This is a genomic window from Providencia sp. PROV073, from assembly GCF_033688125.1.
Classification (GTDB): Bacteria; Pseudomonadota; Gammaproteobacteria; order Enterobacterales; family Enterobacteriaceae; genus Providencia; species Providencia hangzhouensis.
The window spans coordinates 154,079-176,152 of the sequence record NZ_CP096353.1; the positions used below are offsets into that span (position 1 = coordinate 154,079).

The 22,074-nt window shown below is 39.6% G+C and carries 20 protein-coding genes; 17 read left to right on the forward strand and 3 right to left on the reverse strand.

Features of this window, described 5'->3' with window-relative positions; translation table 11 throughout:
* The first annotated feature begins 2 nt into the window (after positions 1-2).
* The 17 genes from sctN (at position 3) to M1F17_RS00745 (ending at position 17,836) form a co-directional block, all read left to right on the forward strand.
* Complete coding sequence (sctN, locus tag M1F17_RS00665) at positions 3-1,295, forward strand: type III secretion system ATPase SctN (protein ID WP_318837173.1); 1,293 nt, start codon at positions 3-5, stop codon at positions 1,293-1,295.
* The gene (locus M1F17_RS00670; protein ID WP_180312283.1) at positions 1,295-1,750 is read left to right on the forward strand and encodes a hypothetical protein; all 456 of its coding nucleotides are present in this window, start codon (positions 1,295-1,297) and stop codon (positions 1,748-1,750) included. Before sctN ends, M1F17_RS00670 begins: the two co-directional genes overlap by 1 nt.
* Entirely contained in the window at positions 1,722-3,500 is a 1,779-nt protein-coding gene (locus tag M1F17_RS00675) for a hypothetical protein (RefSeq protein WP_318837174.1), read from the forward strand. Before M1F17_RS00670 ends, M1F17_RS00675 begins: the two co-directional genes overlap by 29 nt.
* 2 nt (positions 3,501-3,502) lie before the next feature.
* Positions 3,503-4,435 carry a FliM/FliN family flagellar motor switch protein gene (locus M1F17_RS00680; RefSeq protein WP_180312285.1) on the forward strand — a complete coding sequence of 311 codons (933 nt, stop codon included), beginning with the start codon at positions 3,503-3,505 and terminating at the stop codon, positions 4,433-4,435.
* A 10-nt stretch (positions 4,436-4,445) separates the two neighbouring features.
* Positions 4,446-5,102, forward strand: coding sequence for an EscR/YscR/HrcR family type III secretion system export apparatus protein (locus tag M1F17_RS00685; RefSeq protein ID WP_172412213.1), 657 nt, complete (start codon positions 4,446-4,448; stop codon positions 5,100-5,102).
* A 13-nt stretch (positions 5,103-5,115) separates the two neighbouring features.
* The gene (gene sctS, locus M1F17_RS00690) at positions 5,116-5,388 is read left to right on the forward strand and encodes a type III secretion system export apparatus subunit SctS (protein ID WP_004262998.1); all 273 of its coding nucleotides are present in this window, start codon (positions 5,116-5,118) and stop codon (positions 5,386-5,388) included.
* Positions 5,385-6,179 carry a type III secretion system export apparatus subunit SctT gene (gene sctT / locus M1F17_RS00695; RefSeq protein WP_094960861.1) on the forward strand — a complete coding sequence of 265 codons (795 nt, stop codon included), beginning with the start codon at positions 5,385-5,387 and terminating at the stop codon, positions 6,177-6,179. The genes sctS and sctT overlap by 4 nt, the downstream gene beginning before the upstream one ends.
* Before the next feature lie 20 nt (positions 6,180-6,199).
* A complete protein-coding gene (locus M1F17_RS00700) occupies positions 6,200-7,321 on the forward strand; it encodes an EscU/YscU/HrcU family type III secretion system export apparatus switch protein (RefSeq protein ID WP_112308001.1) in 1,122 nt (373 codons plus the stop codon).
* 92 nt (positions 7,322-7,413) lie between these two features.
* Positions 7,414-7,914, forward strand: coding sequence for a type III secretion system translocator chaperone SicA (sicA, locus tag M1F17_RS00705; protein ID WP_004262993.1), 501 nt, complete (start codon positions 7,414-7,416; stop codon positions 7,912-7,914).
* A 12-nt stretch (positions 7,915-7,926) separates the two neighbouring features.
* Positions 7,927-9,960: a type III secretion system translocon subunit SctE gene (gene sctE / locus M1F17_RS00710; RefSeq protein ID WP_094960859.1), complete on the forward strand. Its 2,034-nt coding sequence runs from the start codon at positions 7,927-7,929 to the stop codon at positions 9,958-9,960.
* A gap of 18 nt (positions 9,961-9,978) precedes the next feature.
* Positions 9,979-11,139 carry a hypothetical protein gene (locus M1F17_RS00715; RefSeq protein WP_094960858.1) on the forward strand — a complete coding sequence of 387 codons (1,161 nt, stop codon included), beginning with the start codon at positions 9,979-9,981 and terminating at the stop codon, positions 11,137-11,139.
* Between the two features lie 2 nt (positions 11,140-11,141).
* Positions 11,142-12,230: an IpaD/SipD/SspD family type III secretion system needle tip protein gene (locus tag M1F17_RS00720; RefSeq protein ID WP_094960857.1), complete on the forward strand. Its 1,089-nt coding sequence runs from the start codon at positions 11,142-11,144 to the stop codon at positions 12,228-12,230.
* Positions 12,231-12,277: 47 nt separating this feature from the next.
* Positions 12,278-13,867, forward strand: coding sequence for a hypothetical protein (locus tag M1F17_RS00725; RefSeq protein WP_318837175.1), 1,590 nt, complete (start codon positions 12,278-12,280; stop codon positions 13,865-13,867).
* Between the two features lies 1 nt (position 13,868).
* Entirely contained in the window at positions 13,869-14,120 is a 252-nt protein-coding gene (locus M1F17_RS00730; protein ID WP_094960855.1) for an acyl carrier protein, read from the forward strand.
* Between the two features lie 231 nt (positions 14,121-14,351).
* Entirely contained in the window at positions 14,352-15,737 is a 1,386-nt protein-coding gene (locus tag M1F17_RS00735; RefSeq protein WP_094960854.1) for an MFS transporter, read from the forward strand.
* Positions 15,738-15,835: 98 nt separating this feature from the next.
* On the forward strand, positions 15,836-16,837 hold the full coding sequence (locus M1F17_RS00740; protein WP_094960853.1) for a LacI family DNA-binding transcriptional regulator: 1,002 nt from the start codon (positions 15,836-15,838) through the stop codon (positions 16,835-16,837).
* A 24-nt stretch (positions 16,838-16,861) separates the two neighbouring features.
* Positions 16,862-17,836 carry a nucleoside hydrolase gene (locus tag M1F17_RS00745; RefSeq protein ID WP_318837176.1) on the forward strand — a complete coding sequence of 325 codons (975 nt, stop codon included), beginning with the start codon at positions 16,862-16,864 and terminating at the stop codon, positions 17,834-17,836.
* A 40-nt stretch (positions 17,837-17,876) separates the two neighbouring features.
* Here the strand turns inward: M1F17_RS00745 and M1F17_RS00750 are convergent, their stop codons facing one another.
* The 3 genes from M1F17_RS00750 to M1F17_RS00760 all read right to left on the reverse strand — a co-directional run bounded on the left by M1F17_RS00750 (position 17,877) and on the right by M1F17_RS00760 (position 21,996).
* Entirely contained in the window at positions 17,877-19,265 is a 1,389-nt protein-coding gene (locus M1F17_RS00750) for an amidohydrolase family protein (protein WP_272536794.1), read from the reverse strand.
* Positions 19,266-19,406: 141 nt separating this feature from the next.
* The gene (locus tag M1F17_RS00755) at positions 19,407-20,357 is read right to left on the reverse strand and encodes a carbamate kinase family protein (RefSeq protein ID WP_004262965.1); all 951 of its coding nucleotides are present in this window, start codon (positions 20,355-20,357) and stop codon (positions 19,407-19,409) included.
* Between the two features lie 76 nt (positions 20,358-20,433).
* The gene (locus tag M1F17_RS00760; RefSeq protein WP_318837177.1) at positions 20,434-21,996 is read right to left on the reverse strand and encodes a xanthine permease; all 1,563 of its coding nucleotides are present in this window, start codon (positions 21,994-21,996) and stop codon (positions 20,434-20,436) included.
* Positions 21,997-22,074: the final 78 nt, after the last annotated feature.

Here is a 22,074-nt window from a genome sequence, read left to right on the forward strand (position 1 = left end):
TTATGAAGTTATTCGATTTCTGCGCGCATCCTGCGCGCATTCATGGATGCTTAATAGAAGCGCCTTTACACGGTGTTTTTATTGGTGAAATTTGTTTTATTGAGCGTTCTCTTATGCAGCCCGACATTATTGCGAAAGCGCAGGTTGTTGGTTTTAAAGAAGGGCTCACGGTATTGAGTTTAATAGGTCGCACACAAGGTTTAACGCGAGAAGTGGTTATTCGCCCGAGTGGCTACCCATTTGTATTTGAAGTTGGCGAATATTTAGCTGGTAAAATTTTTAATGCGGCAGGAGAACAAGTTGGTGCGTTGAGTGAAGACCTTGCTGAGCCAATGTTGCTCAATACAAAATTATTACGTATTGATAGCCCTCCGGTGAGCGTGACACAAAGGCGGCCGGTTTCTGAGCCGATGGTCACAGGGGTACGTGCAATTGATAGCCTACTAACATGTGGCTTAGGGCAGCGTATTGGTATTTTTGCCGCCGCAGGTAGTGGTAAAACTTCATTAATGAACATGATCATCAACCACGCTCATGCGGATATTCATGTCGTTGCTTTAATTGGTGAGCGAGGGCGAGAAGTTATTGAATTTATTGAGGAGTTGAAAGAGTCGCCTCATGCGGCACAGACGATATTAATTTATGCAACTTCAGACAGCCCACCGATTGAGCGGTGTAATGCCGCGTTGCTTGCGACTACGATTGCTGAATATTTTCGTGACTGTGGTCGTAATGTATTGCTGTACGTTGATTCCATGACCCGATATGCGAGAGCGTTGCGAGATGTGGCTTTAGCTACCGGAGAACTGCCGGCTAGACGCGGTTATCCTGCCTCTGTTTTTGAACAGCTTCCTATGTTGTTGGAGCGTCCAGGGCAATTAAAGCATGGCTCGATTACTGCTTTTTATACGGTGTTATTAGAAAGTGAAGAAGAGGCTGACCCGATTGGCGATGAGATTCGCTCCATTCTAGATGGTCATATTTATTTAAGCCACAAATTAGCGGGACGTGGGCATTACCCAGCGATTGATATCTTACACAGTATTAGCCGCGTATTCCAAAAGGTAACGACTCCAGAGCATCGCCAGTGCGCAATTGATCTACGTGACATGATCTCAAGGCTTGAACAAATTCAGCTTTACCTTGAACTCGGTGAATATCAACGAGGTGAAAGCCATGAAAATGATCGAGCTTTAGATAAAAAAGAGCAAATTGAAGCTTTCTTAAAACAAGCCATGGATGAGCCAATGAGTTTCGACAATATATTAAGCAATCTCAATGAATTGGCATCTTAATGATTTCTAACTTGCTGGCTTTAACTGAGAGACGTTTTGACCGGACATTACAAGAACAATCGCAATTAAATTCAATAATAAAGCAACAGCAACAGCAATGCAGGGATATTCGCCAGCGTATTTTAGTTCTATCAACACAAACTGCATCTTATGAAAAATCAGAAGAGTTAAGCCGAACTGCTTTTTGGGAAAGGCAGCGATTAAAGGCAGCGGTTCTTGCGGAAATAGCTCAACTTGAATTTCAAATAGAAACTCTAGCAGCCGAAATATCAAAAAATAAAATACTACAGTCTGAAATTGCTAAACGAATATTCATATTACGTAATAAGTGCGAGAAATTCCGAAATTATCTCAAGCAACAACGTATAGCCAGAAGGTTAAAATCAGAGCTACAGCAACAAAATGAAATTGAGGAGTTATTCGTACATGTCAGCAATAAAAATAAGTTCAAATGAAAAAGTACCCTGTGTAGCTATCGACAGAGAAGCAATATCATCAACATATAACACCACTGAATTTAGCCACCAAAATATAACTCCAAAAATGGCAAAAGTAGTGAATGACAAAAATATGATGCATCTATTCGGCCATAAAAATAAAAGTCAGCCAAAGGATATATCTGCTTTTCTATCCGTATCCCTTCCTTTTATGCAAAAAATATCGCAATTGAGCGACTTAGCGAAGGGGTTTATTACATGGAAAGAAAATGTATATATTGGTGAAGGTATCCAAATAGCCGGGGAAAATAAAGAATTAAAGGCCAAAGCGATTGAGCCGCTAATAAATAATTATATATTTACGGAAAGTTGTATACCTGTTGTTCATTATTTTCAGGATAACTTACCAAAGACTCATCAGGTCAATATTACGAATAAATTGATGGTGGATAATCAGCCAGATATGAATCTATTGGCTGATTTGACGACTACTGGGAAAGTCGAAACCGTCCCTGAATTAATTGAGAATAATGAGAATAATGAGAATAATGAGAATACTAACTTTATTATTAGCACCCCAGCCGCTGACCTAGTCGATATACTAAATAAACCAGTTGTTGATAATAATCTGTCAGAGAGTCCGGTTATTCACGTTGAACAAAATATTGCTGACGAAGATGAGATTCCTTTGTTTAACACTATGATGGTTGGCTATCCACTACTGAATATCCCACAGCGAGCAAGGGGGAAAGCTAACGATAATTTAGTCCCATACGGGGAAAAGAAACCGCAATTAAGTGAGAAGAATCAGCTCAATATGGAAAGTCCACTGGCAAATTTGGCGCTTAGGAGTACTTTAGAACCGACATCAAAAGAGTTGAAACCAGAGGTTAAAACGGGGAAACAGTATATTAGATCTTCAGTCAAAGTAGAGCTTGAGCCCGCTATCCAAAGGAAAATAGTTGGAGAACAATCCAAGCCAGTTAATATTCGACAAATTGATTCACTCGATACCATTTTGTTAAATACATATCCACGAAAAAATAACCCAGCAAAAGATGACTCACTAAGAAATCCCCCTTCTCTTCTGGGAATGCAGTTAGCTACCCATCATTTGCATGACCAACAGGGCACCCATCAAGGTATTAAAGAGAACACTCATCAAGGTACTAAAGAGAACACCCATCATCATGTTGTTGGGCAGCTTGAACTTGCTTTTACAAAAAATGAGCCACCTACACAGCCAGTTACCTCACTGAGAACTTCTTATCTACATGATAATAAAAGTATTTTATTATCTGAAAATGAGACGAATAATCTCCCTGATAAAGTGCAAGAGACGACAATTTCTGCACAAATCTCACCTGCAGAAGATATGAGCCCACCTAGCAATATGATAGCAACGACTACTAATGAGGTTATGCGGGTGTCTGTGCCACTACAAGCCACACAGCAAAAGCCAGAGATGCACAAAATGCCAGAGCTAGTGGAAACCCCCCCATTTTTAGGTGAAAACCAACAGCCGAAAACTGCAGAACGTAGTTTCACTTATACCTTTAACCAGTGGCAAAGTAGCCCATCAGTGACGTTTGAATTGGCCTCTAAAGGAGAGTTCGTTGCCTCAACAGCGAGTCCAGAAGTTCAATTGGCATTAAATGAGAATAAGCATTTATTGGCTCATGAAACGAGTGTGCATATTCGACGTGAAGATGAACGTCAGCAGCATCGAAACCGACAGCAGCATGACCAACAGCAAGAAGAAGATTAATTATGTTGAAGATTAGACGGATCAGCTCTCAAGAAAAACAACTTAAAATTTGGCAGCAATATTATTTAGTTAATCCACAAATAAAGCTAGCTAACCGCAGTATTGGTTATTTTCAATTATCACTAGTGAGTGAAACACAGAAAATAAATGCATTCGTTGTTGTTGAAAGTTGGTGTCATTATCGTTGGCCTGAACTGGTTCATTATGCATGGAGTTCATTATCAAACAGCCAGCTATGTGAATTGTTTGCTTCTGAATATATTGGAATTACATTTTTCTCCCAGAATTTCCGTTGTGAATCTGTCGAGATAGTTGATGATATGCGTATTAATTACCAGCCATGGCTAATTGTTAAAGAAGCTAGCCTCGGGGAAGTATTATTAGCAGAACCAATAGAAAGCCTCGAAAAAAAGCAGGGAACTAATCAGATATTCGACCATTTAAAACTGCGAGCGGATTGGATATTAGGGTATAGCTATATTAGTGCCAAACTTTTGCAAACTATAGAATTACGTGATGTGCTGAGTATCCAACAATTACAGTTAAATATGTCTGTGGCAGGACAGGTATTAGCTCGATTTCAAAAGCAAGATGAAGGACTACTTATGATTGAAGAATTAGTGGCGCCAGAGAGTGAAGAGGAATTCGTATTTCCTGAAGAAGATGAAATGCAAGAAATTGTGCGCCCCTTTAATGTAAAAGAAATGAATATTAAATTAACCTTTGTTTTAGGTCATAGTGATATTACGGTCGATGAGCTTTCAAAAATGGAGCCCGGTTATATTTATTCTATTGGTGAAAATAAAGAACGTGAAGTTAAAGCCTATGCTAATAAGCAACTTATTGCAGAAGGGGAGCTTATTTATATTGGCAATAGTGATGAGTTAGGTTTGGAAATCACACATGTTGTCAGTTTGGGTGATAAAAGAGTTTAATATGCCAACGATACCTGATGGGATCCCATTATTAGCGATTATCGCATTCTCGACATTATTGCCATTTGTTATTGCTGCAGGCACCTGCTATTTAAAAATATCTATTGTATTAATTATGGTACGCAACGCGATGGGCGTTCAACAAGTTCCTTCTACTATGGTATTAAATGGTATTGCATTGTTACTTTCTATTTTCGTTATGATGCCAGTTTTACAGGATGTGAATAATCATATGCGACAAGAACAGGTTGATTTTAGTAATGCTGAATCAATCGATAGTTTTGTTGAAAATGGGCTGGGGGGATATAAAGCGTATTTGAAAAAATATTCAGATCCACAACTAGTGACGTTCTTTGAGTCAATACAACAAGGTCGAAGTGAAGAAGAAGTGACCGCTGATGAAGGCGAAGCTACATTATTTTCTTTATTACCTGCTTATGCATTAAGTGAAATAAAATCAGCTTTTGAAATTGGTTTTTATATCTATTTACCTTTTGTTGTAGTTGATTTAGTTATTTCCAGCATTTTATTGGCACTGGGTATGATGATGATGAGCCCAGTAACAATTTCGATTCCGGTTAAATTAATTCTATTTGTTGCAATTGATGGCTGGTCACTGATTTCTAAGGGGTTAGTGATGCAATACATTGAATTAGCACAGCATTAAAGCGAATGATACTATGGATCAAATCGTTTATTTAAGTAACAAAACGATGTTATTAATCGTTATATTATCTGCAATACCAGTAATAGTGGCTACTGCAGTAGGATTATTGGTAGGGTTACTACAAACTGTCACGCAACTTCAAGAGCAAACATTACCTTTTGGTATTAAATTATTAGCTGTTTTTGGTTCACTTTTTATGATCTCTGGTTGGTTATCCGATAAGGTAATGAATTTCGCATTAGAAACCTTAAGCGCTGCTATCCCTGCTATCGGGTTATTCGGATGAATCAGGAAATACTATCGCTGATGTCCTCGCTCTATTTTATCTTTCAAGAAGGATTGATAAAAATAGCGTTAGCTTGGTTGAGAATTGCACCAGTGATGTTTTTATTACCTTTTTTAAGTAACAAATTACTTAATGGTGGGATTATTAAAAACTGTGTGGTGGCTTATATTGCATTAGGTTTATGGCCTTTTTTTTCATCCTATGAAATACAATGGGATGAAATTAATTTTGTTGATGTATTTATTTATGAAATTTCGATTGGACTCGTATTAGCACTGATGTTAGCGCTGCCTTTTATGATAGCCAATATTGTTGGCGAATTAATTGATGCGCAGCGTGGCGAGACGATTAGTAGTATTGTTGACCCTGCGAGTGGAACCGAAGCTTCGGAGCTTGCTGTATTATTAAACCATATTACGTGTATGATATTCTTAGCACAAAATGGAATGTATCAACTTGCTAATCTATTCGCACAGAGCTATCAGTTATTACCCTTTGCCCATGGATTTACGTCATTTAATAGCCTTCCTTTGGGGGAATGGTTAAATAAAATGGTCGTCAGTGGAGTTGTTTTAACTGCCCCAATATTAGTGACATTATTTATTACAGAGGTTGCCTTAGGGCTATATTCCCGTTTTTGCCCTCAATTAAATGCATTTTCATTATCTTTAGCAATAAAATCAATCATCGCTTTCTGTGTTTTTTTACTTTATTTCCATAATGAGGTACCAGAGATATTAGTCAATATGATTTCGATTTCACCACTGCGAGACATATTCCTTTCTTCTTGATTTTATGGATATAAATAAATATGGCTGAAAAAACAGAAAAACCTACGGATAAAAAAATTAGAGATTCAGCTAAAAAAGGGCAAAGTTTTAAGAGTAAAGATAGCGTTGCGGCAATTGTATTAGTCGTAAGTGCATTTGTTATTGAAGGCGTATCTAGTTTATATGAACTGGGTGGGTTAATGCGAAAAATATTTTTATCCCCAACGGAGATAAAAATTGATGCACTACTTTGGCAATTCTTCACGATATTTTTAAGTATTGTATTACCTGTTCTATTTACTTGTTTTTTATCCGGTACAATTATTTCTTTATTACAAAGTCGATTTAGATTGGCCAGTGAAGCAATAAAGCTTGATTTTACTAAATTAAATCCAATTGCAGGATTTAAAAAAATATTTTCATTGAATTCATTGAAAGAGTTAATTAAGGCGATTTTGTATTTAATTGTCTTTATTATATCAATATTAGTCTTTTTTATTGTTTGGCGTAAAGATATTTTTATGCTCTACCGAACAATGATTAATGGGATGATTAGCCAATGGGTTAGTTTGTGCGTAACATTTATTGTCGTCTTTCTTGCAGTTGCTCTTATTATTATCTTGGTTGACGCAATAGCTGAATTCTTTTTGTATATTAAAAACTTAAAAATGGAAAAGCAAGAGGTTAAAAAGGAATACAAAGATAATGAAGGTGATCCTCATATCAAAAGTGCACGTCGAGGAATGCATCAGGAATTACTGTCTGAAGAGGTTAAATCAAATGTTCGTAATTCAACATTTGTAATGGCAAATCCAACGCATATTGCATTGCTTATTTATTATGATTCGAATATTGCACCATTACCCTTTTTATTCTCTAAAAGTAAAGGCGCACAAGCAAAAGCAATTATTAAATACGCGGAACAACAAGGTGTTCCAGTTATTAGGGATATCGTTTTAGCTAGGCAAATATGGCGGTCATATAAAAATGATAGTTTTATTGATGAAAAAGGATTAGAAGATGTTATGCAAATAATATCATGGTTAATCCGTATAGAATTAGTAAAAATGGGAGTCGATATTGATAAAGCATTAGAAAAAATATCAGAGAACGAGGCATATTCGAAAAATAATAGCGAACTTAATAATTTATTTATTACTTAAATCGTTTTTTTAAAGAAAGAATCAAATCGGTTAATTATGATGCAAGCATAAAGTATATGTTATGCATTGCATATCAACAATAAGGTAAATATATGAATAATGCGGAAACAGAGAGTTTTCAACAATCTGATATGGAAGAATTACTTGACAATATTACAACTGCACTAATGGATGGTGCAACTTATAAAGATATTCACGGGATCCCACAAAGTACAATGGATGGCATTTATTCCTATGCATACGAGTTCTATCAACAAGGCAAATTAAAAGAAGCAGAAACTTTTTTCCGATTTCTAAGTATTTATGATTTCTATAATACAGATTATGTGATGGGGCTTGCTGCTGTCTATCAATTAACGAAACGGTATGACAAAGCAACTGAATTATATGCTCTCGCATTTGTATTGGCAAAAAATGATTACCGCCCGCTATTCCATGCAGGACAGTGCAATTTAATGATGAAAAAAAGCAGTGCCGCAATTCATTGTTTTGAAAGCGTTGTAAAAAGCAGTACAGATATTGATTTAAAAAATAAATCTCAAGCTTATTTAAATGCATTAAAGAAAAACTCAGAAAGAGATTCTAATATATAACGAGGAAATGGCATGGTAGATATTAAAGCTTTAGGAAATAGTGAACGAATAAATAATATTAATGCCTATTTACAAGGTAGTAATCCTTTAGCACTAAGTGAGGATATTACAAAATCAGTTTTAGCTTTAGAGGATGTATGTAGGGAGTCCATATCGGGAGAACAAGCAAAACGAGCTAAGATAGAAGGCTCGCCTCGCCTGAATAAGCCGATGATGGCAAAAGCTATGCTAAGTGCACAATCATCTTCGCAAGATAAAACATCTAATGCAATGGCCATACTGGTTGAAACATTTGCGACAATTCGTCGGTTGTTACATGAAGGTAATATTGGTGAACTAAGTAATCGGTTACAGCTTTTAAACCTTGAATCAGGTTCCTTACGAGAGAAAGGGAAGGAGTTACTTGATTCTTTCGCAAATTCGACAAAAAAAGCACTTAATATTAAACATCAATTAGATGAGGCCAAAGGTATTTTAGATTTAGGTAAAAATAAGTTGGCGAATACCTTAAATTTACTAGAGGAACATCAATTTTCTGTAGCAGATAATATAAATGATATTACGAATACAAAGGAAGAATTAAGCAATTGTGAACAACGATTAGAGAAAATAAATACTTTTGATAAACCTATTACAGAAGAAGTTTATAACCAAGAAGTTAATATTAAAAATAAAATAGAAGTGCTTACCAATAAACTCGAAGAGTTGACAAATAAACGTGATGCTTTAGAAAGCACAACAACTTTATTTAAAGCTAATGTTGGAACGTTAACTGAAAATGTCGATAAACTTCAAAATAATTATGAAGTTCTAATAAATAAAGAATATGAGCTTGTAAAAACTTCTGACGACGCCAGCCAAAAACTGAATGTATTTATGGAAACAGCACCTAGGTCTGTTGAGGTTGACGGTGAGAAATGGGAGAACACATTATCTCTCTTAACGATGCTGACGGCTCAGCTTAAAAAGGTTATGAATGAAGACTCTATTCGTAACATGAAAGAGCAAGAAGCAGTGATGATGAAAATCAATGAGGCCTCTCGGAAAGATTCTGATAACAAAGCAAAAGAGGCCGCGGAATCTGAACGTAAAGCGGCTGAAGCAAATAAAGCGGCATCTTGTGCCAGTAAAATTTTTAGTTATGTACTTTTAGCTGTTTCAGTGGTTGCTACCGTAGCTTCTTTTGGAACAGCAGCACCGTTAACACTTGCGATTGCAGCTATTGGTATTTCTATGGCGGTTGCGGACATTGTATTGGAAGAAACAGGGCACGGTAGCTTAATGCAGATGCTTGCTAATGAAATTTCTTCAGTAGTAACGGATGTATTGATTAAATTTGGTGTTGATGAAGATAAAGCTAAGCAGATTGGTAGCATCGTGGGAATGATTGTCGCTGCGATTGCATTTTTAGCTCTTTCGTTAATTTCTATGGGTTCAATGGCTAAAAATATCGTGAATACGGTGAAGAGTGCGGCTCAATTATTGCTCAAAAATGCGGGTTCTTTACTCAAAAGTACAATTAAAGCCATGCCAAAAAATTTAACTAATGCATTGGGTAATATGGCAACCAAAACTGCAAAAGTGAGCGATTCAGTGGCTGATAGCACAGATGATATGGTGAAGTTAACGAAATTCACCAAGCTGGCAGACAAATTTGATGATGCAAAAGATACCGTGAAAACGACCGAAAACACGATAGCTAAAATCAAAAAAGTCGACACGGTGAAAAATCCAAGTGTAGCAATGGCCAAATTAGAAGTTACTGCAAGAGGCATGAATGCAGGGCTTACAGTTGCAAATGCAGCGACAACAGGAGGGTTAAATGTACACGCGGCATCAATGGGAGCCAAAATGAAAGAGATGCTTGCAGGTATGATGTTAAATAACTCTGCTATCGAAGCTATTACCGAGTTACTTAATCAATTAATTCAAGCTATGTCGAAAAACTATGAGCAGTTTGATGAAATGTTTGTATCAATGCTTAATGGCCTTCAAAAATCGGGTCAAAGTAAAGTCGATATGATGAATACCGCACGCTTTGCGTAAACTAAGGAGTAATTTTATATGACACCCATTATGACACAACCCGTTATAGCCAATAAAGCTGTTTTCAATGCTGAAGCATTAGGTAATAAAAAAGAGATATCTGTTTCAACTCATCCATCTGCTCGACAAGAAATTAATTTAGCAAGTTTGCCACAATTAACACCCGCAGAATTTTCAGATAAGCCGGTATTAAAGTCACCATCGAGTGGGGAAATAATGCCAGAACAATTAATGGGCGCCCTATCAGAGCTTGATTCAGACGAAATAGAAAAGGCGGCAATACGGTTAAGTGCATGTCCTCCTAAACTTGCTAATGAGTTGCATCATATTTTTAAAAATGCAGAACAAAAAGCGATTGAAAGCATTAGCTCCGCGAAGACGAGTGAATATATTGGTATTATCAGCAGTGATATTATTGTTGAAATATCAAAGCTTATCCGCAAAGTTGCATCCGAAATTAAAATCTCAGACCGCCAACTTAATGCAGCATTTAATATCTTAAGTGGCAAAATGGTGGCGGCAGCCGCCACATCTACCATTAAAGAAGGAAAAAAAATGATGGAGAGCGCCATGATTAATTTTGGCGTCTCATTAGGCGTAAGTGGTTTAGGTGCTGCATTCCAAGCGAAATCGTTACATACGCAAAATAAATCGATAAACACTAACTTAAAAACGGGTACTAATAATATTAATGCAGGTAATAAACTTAATGGTCATGCCTCTGAGTTAACAGGAAAAAATAACGGAAGTACCGTACTAAAAGGTAAGGACGGTAGTACTATTGAGTTGGTTGACCAAGCAACGGCGGGGCAGAAAACGTTAGTTGCGAAAAATATGCAAAATGCAGCGGATAGTACGAAAGCTCACGGCCAAAATCAGCTTAATGATCATAACAATATTGTCACCAAAGAGAGTGTGAAACGTGGTGTAGCAGAACAAGGGGCTCGCTTATCCGATAGCGCAGGGAATATGGCAGGGTCGGCATCACAAGCTGGGGCTAAAGCGGAAAGTGCTAGCGCGATGATAGAGCAGGAAACGTCATCAGCAGCACGTAAAGTCTCTGAAAATGCAGAGAAAACGATGAGTGAAAGTACTGAGTTGTTGAAGAAAATGGATGAAGCTTTAAGGGATATTCGTGATTCTAAAACGCGCACATTCCAAGCTGCAATACGAGGGTAATAATGAGTACAACATCATTGAACCTATTGGCAAATATTCAGCTTTCACGCGTAAATAATGTCGGTTTAATTGATAACAATCCTTCCCCTGTCGGGGAAGGTGTTTTGATTGATCCTAATTTGGATATCTATCAACAAGTCGTCAGTTATTATGAGCAATTATGTGATGAAATAGCCAAACCTATAGAACGAACTAATATTGTTTTTGATCAGCTAAATGATATTTCTGAACAGGCAAACGCTTTAATCCGAGAATTAAAAATATCAGGGGACAGCACCTCTAGAGTATTAATAAAGTTATCTGAAGAGTTCGCGACATTACCCAGTGGTGCGGCAACTCATTTTTTTCGTTCTCAGCCGATTGATGATGGTCGAAGCCATATTGGCGAAATTTCTAAAATAATAGAGAATATTAATTCTGGATACCAAAAAGATTTCGGTAACATCATAAAATCGGCAACAAAATATATGCAGGATGTTAATACTGCCCTTGGTAAAATATCCGAATATATTAAGGCAGGGGATAGTGGAAAAATCAAATTTCTGCGAGTTGCATTATTAGATAGACTCGATGAGCTTTTTAACAAGTATACAGATCATAAAGAAGTAAGAGGAAATAAACCTGAGATAACAGATTCTGATGAGGCGAATAAAAGGTACTATGAAAATTGGTCTGAACCTGATAAAAGTGCGGAGAGTATATATCAAATGAAATATAGTGATTCGGCTTTTGCATTTTGGAAAAAAAAACTACACGGCCAAGGTTTTAGTGTGGAAATAAGAAATGAGAATAATAATAAATTTATTCGTATTTATCCAGATATTAACCCGCTCCGGGAAATTATGAAGGTGATTTATGATGTTGATAAATATGAAAAAGGTTGGGCGAGTAAAGGCGTGGACTTAATGGCTCAGACTGTACAAAGCCTGCAAACTGCAATTGATGCTCAAAAAAATGCAGTTAATAGTTCGGTTTCTCGTTTATTAGAGACTTTCCGCCAAGATAATAGTCATTTTGATACGTTAACTCAATTATTGATAAAGTTAATTCAAGAACTCAACCAATATAATAACGGTTTAGTTAATAGTTAGTATATATACAAGAAATTAATAATTGTTTATTATAAGGATAACCTTTGATGCCAACATCAAACATTGGTAGTTCGTGTAAGGCTAACATTAATAATATTAACCATAACCAACAAAGTAGTGGTGAATTTGTTAATCAACTAAATAAAATTATTTCATCGGGAACCGAGAGTTTATTACCTAAGAATAATATTGAAAATGAAATTAATATCTCTGGCGATGTTAATAAATTACATGCGAGAAACCATCAACAACAAATAGAAAAAATTACACAACTACTTAGCTCTTCTGACAGTCATATTACTCATGAGATGGTTGAAAAGGTATTAAATGCAGGGGGGCATGGCTGTACTTTGCAGCAGGAAATAAATCATAGACCTGAAAGTGCATTGGTAGTATTGACGTTATTTGAGCCCCAAGAAATACCACGAGCTTTACTTTCTGCAGCGACAGAGTTAGTTAAAAGTATAAATACAACAAATTTAAGTAAAGAAAAAAATGTTAAAGATATTTTAAATGGTCAACAGGAAAAGGTAGATACGCAACTCGCTAATTTTTTATTAACTAAAGGGAATAATGACTTGGTAATGCGTTACCAAGAGAAGTATGTTTCCCCGGCAATTAAACAGCAATTAACTGCATATTTCCCTGATAATGAAATTCAAAGCCACTCAGTAGATAAGTTTTTAGTCACAGAAGCAAATGAACAGCTAGATAGTGATATTTCTAAATTAATAATGGAATATAATAAAGTTCCTGCTAATCAGTATGGCGATAAGTATCAGCAATTAAATAATATATTCCGTAGTTTAGAGGAAAAAATAGGCATCATTATGCCGTTAAAAGTCAAAATGAATTTAACGGAATCTGTGAAACAAGAAAACCCTGACAATGAATCATCGAGCGATGAGGTTGATGGTTTGGCCAGCCAATTAGGAACGGATTTACCTGGGATTATTTCAAATAATTATAAAACAATTTTATCAAGTAATTATGCTAATTCACCATTAAGTGCAAATTCTGAGTATATTTCTCATCAAAAGCATGAAAGTAAGACAGATCAAGAGCTTAATTTATCAAATACCCATGAAAGTGATAAGCCATTTGATGACAATGCGCCTTTATCACAAGAAAGCGTAGTATTACGGGCGGTATTAAATGCAACAGAGAAAAAACCTTTACCAGATTATGAGTCTCTTAATCGAGGTGCTGAAAATGACCAAGAGGTTGCAACTATTGAACCGGAACTCTTTATCGAATCAAGCAACGAAGGCTCTTTAGCTGAGAAGAAAAAGCAAATATTGAAATCGATTGAAGACCAGCCTGAATCTTCTGTTAAATTAGCGAGTCAGAGTAAGCAACCACTGAATATCACGCCTAAACTGGGTAGTCACTACGGTAGTTACTTAATCGACAAAAAAGTTCCTGAAGGTGTGAAACTCAGCAATAATAGAGAGCTAGTGAAGGAGAAATCAACCAAACCGGCAGAGACAGAATCGTTTTTGGCCATTAAAAATGCCTCTCACTATAGAACATCTTATATTGATGGTAGTGCTAAAGTTGTATTGTCTGCAGAAGGGCTAATGACACGTAATTTAAATGAAAAATTAGATTATGCGAAGCAGTCTCAAGGTGAATAAAATGACTTTATCGACAGAAATTCACTGGCAGTGGTTATTCGACCAAATTCATTTAATTCGAACCTATTCCGGCATTACAAATGATTTTACTCTTGATTCGGCATTAATTGCGGATGTGCATATTGACTCTTTGGAAATGTTGGAGTTGATAGCAGCCATTGAGCAGTATACCGGGCAACCCATTAGCGATGAAGTCTGGATGAAATGGTATAATTTACAGGATATTGTCGAGTATCTATTGAGTGTTAAATAAAAACAGAAAGCCACAGTATTTATACGAGCGTGGCTTTTGTTGATTTATTTCCTATCGTGTCATTTCAGTCATTTAAAATTCATATTTTTGTCATCAAGTGATAATGCTCACAAAATAGCATACCCTCGTTTGCTTAATTCTACGCGCGTAGACTATCCTTTAAGTAAATAAAAAACGCCAGTTAGATTTTTTGATTAATAGGCTTCGCGCCAACACCAAGGGTTTATCACTATGGCTACACAATTAAATATCGAGGCGAGTCAACAAGCCGCGCAAGAGCGGTTAAGTACGCCAGAAGGAAAAAAAGATTTCCGGCGGGCGATTTTTTCTTGTTGGTTAGGTACAACCATGGAATATGCAGACTTTGCTCTCTATGGTTTAGCGGCAGGTATTATTTTCGGTGATGTTTTCTTCCCTGATGCAACGCCTATTATGGCGCTGTTATCCAGTTTTGCAGCCTATTCAGTTGGGTTTATTGCACGTCCAATAGGCGCGTTATTTTTTGGTTGGCTAGGTGATAAACATGGCCGAAAAATGGTTATGGTCATCACGATTGCATTGATGGGGCTATCGACTACATTAATTGGTGCAATACCCAGCCATGCACAAATTGGTGTTTGGGCGCCTGTTTGTTTGGTGATCCTAAGGTTTGCTCAAGGCTTAGGGGCGGGAGCTGAGCTATCCGGTGGTACTGTGATGCTAGGTGAATATGCGCCAGTAAAACGCCGTGGTTTAGTTTCTTCGATTATTGCATTAGGCTCCAACAGTGGAACATTACTGGCCTCAATGATTTGGCTGATAGTGTTACAAATGGACAAAGAAAGTTTGATGTCATGGGGATGGCGGATTCCTTTCCTTGGCAGTATTTTGATTGCATTGGCGGCATTATTTATTCGTCAACATATGCGTGAGACGCCAGTTTTTGAGCGGCAAAAAGAACAGCTTGCTGAAGAACGCCGCCTCGCATTGGAATCTGATGCTGTCGCTCACCCTGTAGATAACCGTTCATTTTGGCAAAAAACGCGTGCGTTTTGGACCATGGTCGGGTTGCGTATTGGTGAAAATGGGCCATCTTATCTTGCTCAAGGCTTTATTATCGGTTATGTCACCAAAATATTGTTGGTTGATAAATCTGTGCCAACAACGGCGGTTTTGATAGCGTCAATTCTTGGTTTTGCCATCATTCCATTTGCCGGGTGGTTATCAGATAAATTTGGGCGTCGGATTGTTTATCGCTGGTTCTGTTTTTTACTGATGTTGTATGCCGTGCCCGCTTTCATGTTATTAGACTCCCGAGAGCCAATGATTGTTATTCCAACCATTGTTATTGGGATGGGGTTAGCATCACTAGGGATTTTTGGCGTACAAGCAGCTTGGGGGGTGGAGTTATTTGGTGTACGTAATCGTTATACTAAAATGGCTTTCGCTAAAGAGCTTGGTTCTATTTTATCTGGTGGTACTGCGCCGCTGGTGGCATCTGCATTACTATCATGGACAGGGCATTGGTGGCCGATAGCCGTTTATTTTATTGCGATGGCATGTATTGGTTTAGTAACCACATTCTTTGCACCAGAAACGCGAGGCCGTGACCTAAATCTACCAGAAGATGCGATATAAGTAAGCATGGCTGTATATAAAAGTAAGCATGGCTGTATATAAAAGTCAGAGTGGCTGCTATTCTTTGGCAAAGTCATGTTAGAAAAAGGAATTGCTGGGTGTCAGATACAAATGACCGTAAAGTGACGCGGGTAGATGTTGCCCGCGAAGCCGGAACCTCGGTTGCGGTAGTCAGTTATGTGATTAACAATGGCCCTCGTCCTGTTGCAGAGGCAACGCGGCAAAAGGTGTTAGCAGCAATCAAAAAAACGGGGTATCGGCCAAATGGTATTGCAAAAGCCCTAGCTTCGGGGAGCACGCAAACTTATGGGCTAGTGATCCCCGATATTTCTAACCCCTTTTTAGCCTCTATTGCGCATGCTTTGCAGCGTGAAGCGTTTAAACATGGGCATGTTTTGTTACTGGGGGATGCGGGGGATTCTCGGGTTCGTGAAAAAGAACTGATTAATAACCTGTTGTTAAGGCAAGTTGAAGGGCTTATTTATACCAGTGTTGACCGGCATCCCTATGTTGATTTAATTCAGTCATCGGGCACGCCCTGTGTGATGCTTGACAGGATTGAGGCTGCGGAAGGGATCAGTACCATTCAAGTGAATGAGAAACTGGCCGCCTATAAAATTACCCGTCATCTCATTAAGCATGGCTATCAAAATATTGGCATTATTTGTGGCCCGAATGAGATGCTCAACACACAAGACCGCTTAAATGGCTGGAAAGCTGCGCTGACAGAAGCGGAGTTATCCATACAACAAAAATGGATTTTATCGGGGGAATACACCCGTGATTGGGGTTACCAAGCTATCTATCAGATGCGGGAAGAGGGATTCCCCGAAGCTATTTTTGCCACGAATGAATTGCAAGCTTTTGGCTGTTTAAAAGCCTTAGCAGAATTAAAATTACGCGTACCAGAAGACATTGCACTGGTATGTTTTAACGGTACCGTGCAATCAGAATATACTGTTCCAACTCTCACAACTGTTCGCCAGCCTGTTGATAAAATAGCGCAAAAAGCGATACACATCTTACAAAATTGGCCGCAAAAAGAAGCCATTTGTGAAGTGGAATTTGAATTACAAATCGGGCACTCATGTGGGTGCTGATTATTTATTGTTTCAGGGAAATTTATGCGTGTGATTATAGATTGCGACCCCGGTAATGGGGTCGTTGGTGCGAATGTTGATGATGGCCTAGCACTTGCGCTGGCTATCGCTGCACCTGAAATCAAATTGGAAATGATCACCACAGTTTCGGGTAATACACCTAGCGAAATTGGCTTTGACGTTGCTAGTCATTTAGTTCATTCACTGGGTGAAAATATTCCTGTTTATCGTGGTGCGTCGTCAGCGTTGGTTGAAACTAGCTCACCATGGCGTGAACTACTCGATAACGGCGCTGAACGAGCGCAACTTACGCACCTATGGGATGGCCTTCCATCCATACCTAGCTTACCGAAGTCTATCCCAGAAGCCGCGTTACGTATTGGCGAGTTAGTTTGCCAGAACCCAAAACAAGTCACGATTATTGCCATTGGCCCATTAACCAATATCGCAATAGCAATGCAGTTGTTTCCTGACATGGCTAAAAACGTGGCAGAGATAGTAATCATGGGGGCGGTTTTTAACGTGCCGGGGTACTTGAAAGACACTAATTTTGGCATCGACCCTGAAGCGGCCTACGCGGTGCTTAATAGTGGAGCAAATCTGACTTTAGTGCCAATGGATGTCACCGTACAAACGCAAATGGTGCATGAGGATCTTGATAAGCTTGCTCAAATTGCTACACCACTGAGCCGTTTTCTTGTGGCAACAATGCGACCGTGGATGGACTATTCACGTGCGACACGCCATTTAGCAGGGTGTTGGATACATGATGTGTTAACCGTAGCATGGTTATTGGATAAGAGCCTGGTGACTTATGATAAAAAGCACGTAGGTATTGAGCTTCAGGGAGTGCTGCGCGGTAAAAGCTTTTGCTATGACGCACTGCGCTTACGGGTCGGGGTTCCTGAACCAAAAACAAAGCCAATTACTGTGCTGCAATCCGTAGATAACTCAGGTTTATTAGATTTAATCTTTAATACGCTCAAACTGAAAAAATAACGTGGCAAGAATAGCGCCTATAGGCGCTATTCTTTTATCACTATGAAGCGGACTTTGGCATCATTCCGTGGGCTAAATGGCCTTTATGGAAAGTCGCGAACCTTGGGGAAATCCGTGCAACGGCCTCGGCAGAACAAGATGCATCAAGCAGCACAAAGCTGGCATCATCCCCTTTAGCTGGCCACACTTGTTGGCCTTTTTCATCTAACGGTAGAATATTGCCTGTTGCGATGGCCAGTGAACGGGACAGCGATAGCTCATCAGGGCGAGTATAAAGCTGCGCGTATAAATTGGCTTTTTCTAGCATATCGCCTAGGCCAAAGGGCGACCAATGGTCAATCACACTATCCGTTCCGGTCATCACAAATACCCCATTTTTATTTAGGGTTTTCAGTGGCATATGCAGTGTGCCAATCGGGACGGTAGAGGCAATGGTAATTTGCTGCTCAGCCAACTGTTTTGCCGTTTTTTCCGCTTGTTCAGGGGTGAGTGTTGCCAGTGCAAAGGCATGGCTGATGGTCACTTTACCGCGTAAGCTGCGGTTTTCATCCACCGTTTTAATCATATAATTGATAGCGGCAACGCCTGCAGGGCTCGTTTCATGCAGATGAATATCCACGCCTTTGTTGTAGTCCAATGCAATTTTGAACATCGAATCGAGAGACTTTTCCATCGCGCTATCTACATTGGTTGGGTCTAAACCGCCAACGTAATGAGCGCCTGCTTGCATGGCTTCACGCATTAAACCTTCTGACTTGGAATGTAATAAACCATGTTGCGGAAAGGCGACGATTTCGCAAGTTAGGTCTTGTTGGTGTTCACCAAGCACTTTTTGTAAGGCTTCTAAATTTTTTAAACCGGAAACGGGCTCGATATTACAATGGCTACGAGCAATGGTCGATCCTTGGGATTGGATCAGTGCGATCAGCGCATTCGCTCTTTCTTCCGTGAAAGGTTGTAACTCAGGTAGCAATTTTTGCTCTAATGCGATCATATCCATAATGGTTTTGCCTTCACGTGACTGTGGCGCTTGCCATGGCCCGCCATAGAAGGTTTTATCAAGGTGGATATGCATGTCACGAAAGGCCGGTAGCATCAGTTTGCCTTGCGCACTATAGGCATTTAATGTGCCATCAGCATGCTGTTTATTCGGTAAAACGGCTGCAATTTTACCGTCCCGGATTTCTACAGTGTGTAATGCGGTTTGGGTGCCGACGACCGTTGAATCTTGGTAATTAAAGCCAGTTTCGAGTAGCACGTCATCGAGGTAATAATGTTTATCCGTAATACTGGACTGGCCTGCTTTTTGGCTAGTTTGGTCTTGAGCGGAGGCAAAGCCCGATACCGCGCCGAATAAAGTGCAAGCGGCTGCGACTTTAGCGCTGGTGGAAAGGAACTCTCTTCTGCCTGATGATTTTTCTGCTTTCATAGAAACTCCTAGTGATATCCATTTACTTTCGAATTTCCTGTTTTTAAGCGACACTTACCCACTCAGATCGTCATCAAACGATCTGAGGAATATTGCGGTTTGCGACTAACAAAAAATTCGCATGATCCAGATTATAGAAACTTACCCTTGAACAATATGGGTTCCCGTTTCACCGCGTAAGGCTTCTGGTAGCTTTTCAGGGGTGGTGATGATCACACGTTTACCGCCATTAGCAATAAACGATAGGCTAGCTTCAATCTTCGGTAACATGCTACCCGCTGGGAAATGGCCTTCTTCCATGTAGCGTTGCATGTCGCTAGTGCTGGTTTCGCCAAGTGCTTTTTGTTCAGGTTTGCCGAAGTGAATACACACTTTTTCGACACCTGTGGTGATAATTAAAATATCGGCATTGAGCTCTTTCGCCAGTAAAGTTGTTGAGAGGTCTTTATCAATCACCGCGTCAACACTTTTGTAGCCACCATTGCCGTTATCAATGACTGGAATACCGCCACCACCTGCAGCAACCACCACATAATTGTGTTCTGTTAAAGTGCGGATCGCTTGTGATTCAATCACACGTTTTGGTTCGGGGGAGGCCACCACACGGCGGTAACCGCGACCAGAGTCTTCAACAAAATGCCAGTTTGGGTTTTCTTGCTGTAATTGCTGAGCTTGTTGCTCAGTAAAAAATGCCCCAATCGGCTTGGTTGGCGCGCTAAAGTTTGGGTCGTTTTTATCGACTTCAACTTGTGTCACTACCGTAATTGCTTGGCGGTTATGGCGTTTCGCTAAGACGTTAGTCAAAGCTTGTTGAACTAAATAGCCAATTCCGCCTTGAGTATCTGCCACACAGTTAGCCAGCGGTGTTAAAGGTAAACCTTCGGTTTCGTGTGCAATTTCTGCACGGCGCAAATCTAATCCAACTTGAGGTCCATTTCCATGGGTCAAAACAATGTTGTAATTACCTTCAAGCATATCACTAATATGGTGTGCGACTTCTTGAACGGCTTTTTCTTGAGCTTCGATAGACTGGCTGTTGTTATCTTTGATAATACTGTTGCCCCCGATGGCAACAACCACGAGTTCTTTCATTGTTAATGTTTCCTGAGACAGAGATTTAGCTGATAGTAGGTGTACAGCGCACACCTACTATAAAAGGTTGGCTTAGTTACACTGACTTACTGAGTTTCTCAGATTTTTCAGCTTGTTGTTCTTCCACCGATTTCCGGCTATCTAAAAAGTGTTTGAGTACAAATAAAGCTGCCATCATGAGGTATGCGTAAACAAACATCAAGGTTGAACCAGTAGCAATTCCGACCGCTGGGGAGTGAATAATTCCGAAGAATACTAATATTGCTCCCGCTGCAGCAGCAATGGCTCCACGCAGTGGTTGGTTGAGGATAGCAAAGATAGCAATACAGCCCCATAACATACTGGCTAACGGCGCACCGTTACCTAAATGAACTAGACCTTGGTAATAAACACCTTTGTGTAGCAAGGTTTCAACACCAATTGCACTCGCAGAGGTGCCCGCCGCGCCCATGACACTATTAACCATCGTCAATGCCCAGTTAGCAATCCATGGGAATAGACAGATAAAGATAACGGGAACTTCAATTTTTGGCGTTTCTCGCACAACTTGGTTGGCGGTGACGACACCGATAAACACCAGTATTGGCACGATAGCGGTCATTGGAATGATAGCTAACATAAAAGCGCCGATACCGAATAATGGGACGATAAACATAGTGATACCGGATGCTAGGGTATAACCTACGCTAGCGCCCATGGCTTTCCAACCCGCATGGCCGACGTAAACAGTGACAGGGAATGGGTTACCCATAAAACAGCCAAATGTAGACGATAAACCGTTAGCTAACATGACCTTACGAGTATTATATTCATCACCTGCAGCATGCGCACTTTCAATATTTTCAAGGTCGAAGATATAGTTTGCTAAGCCAAGTGGTACCGCAGACGCTAAGTAAGGCAGAGCGTGTGGCAGGCCTTGGAAGAAGCTATCAATATGGATGCCCGGCGGGTTGAAACCAAATGACGCCATTGAGTCTTTGATTGCTTCCGCACTTTGCAAGCCAGAAACCCATGCCAATACCGTACCGGCAATTAGCAGCAATAAGCCAGTTGGGATGCGAGCAAAAATCGGTTTTTTACCAAACCAGTTAATGAAAATTAATAACAGCACAATGAATGAAACCGTTGGTGCTTCAAACGCTTGCAGCATCGGGTTCATCGCTAGTAACAGTAATCCTAAACCGGACAAACAGGATAACAGTACGGTGCGTGGGATCATCTTACGGATGGTTTCACCTAAGAAAGAACCACCGACGAGGATCATTGATTCGACAAAACACCAAACTAGCGCAATTTGGATCGCAAATTCAGCATTCTGTGTTGTTTGGTAGACAGGCATGATGACTAAGAACGTCACCGTAAAGATAGAAGGCGCACTCGGCCCTGATGGTAAAGCGGTGACATCATTGCGTCCAGTTTGCTTTATCATTTGCTGGCCAAAGTAAGCATAGCTCACGCTGGCAAGTAAAACAGCGAAACCAAAGGCTGGTGCGATACGGCCGTAAACAATTTCTGATGGGATGCCGACAACGAAAATCAAGAGACCCATCATGGTGAGTAGGTTGGTTAGGTTATTGGTCATTAAGCCGAAGTAGGCGGCCAAATCCCCACGTTTCCATTTGATATTTAGTATATTCATAAAATACTCCCATACCCGTCATACTTTGAACCGCAGCGTTGTTGGCTGCGTTCATTCACCCTAGTCACATACTTGTGT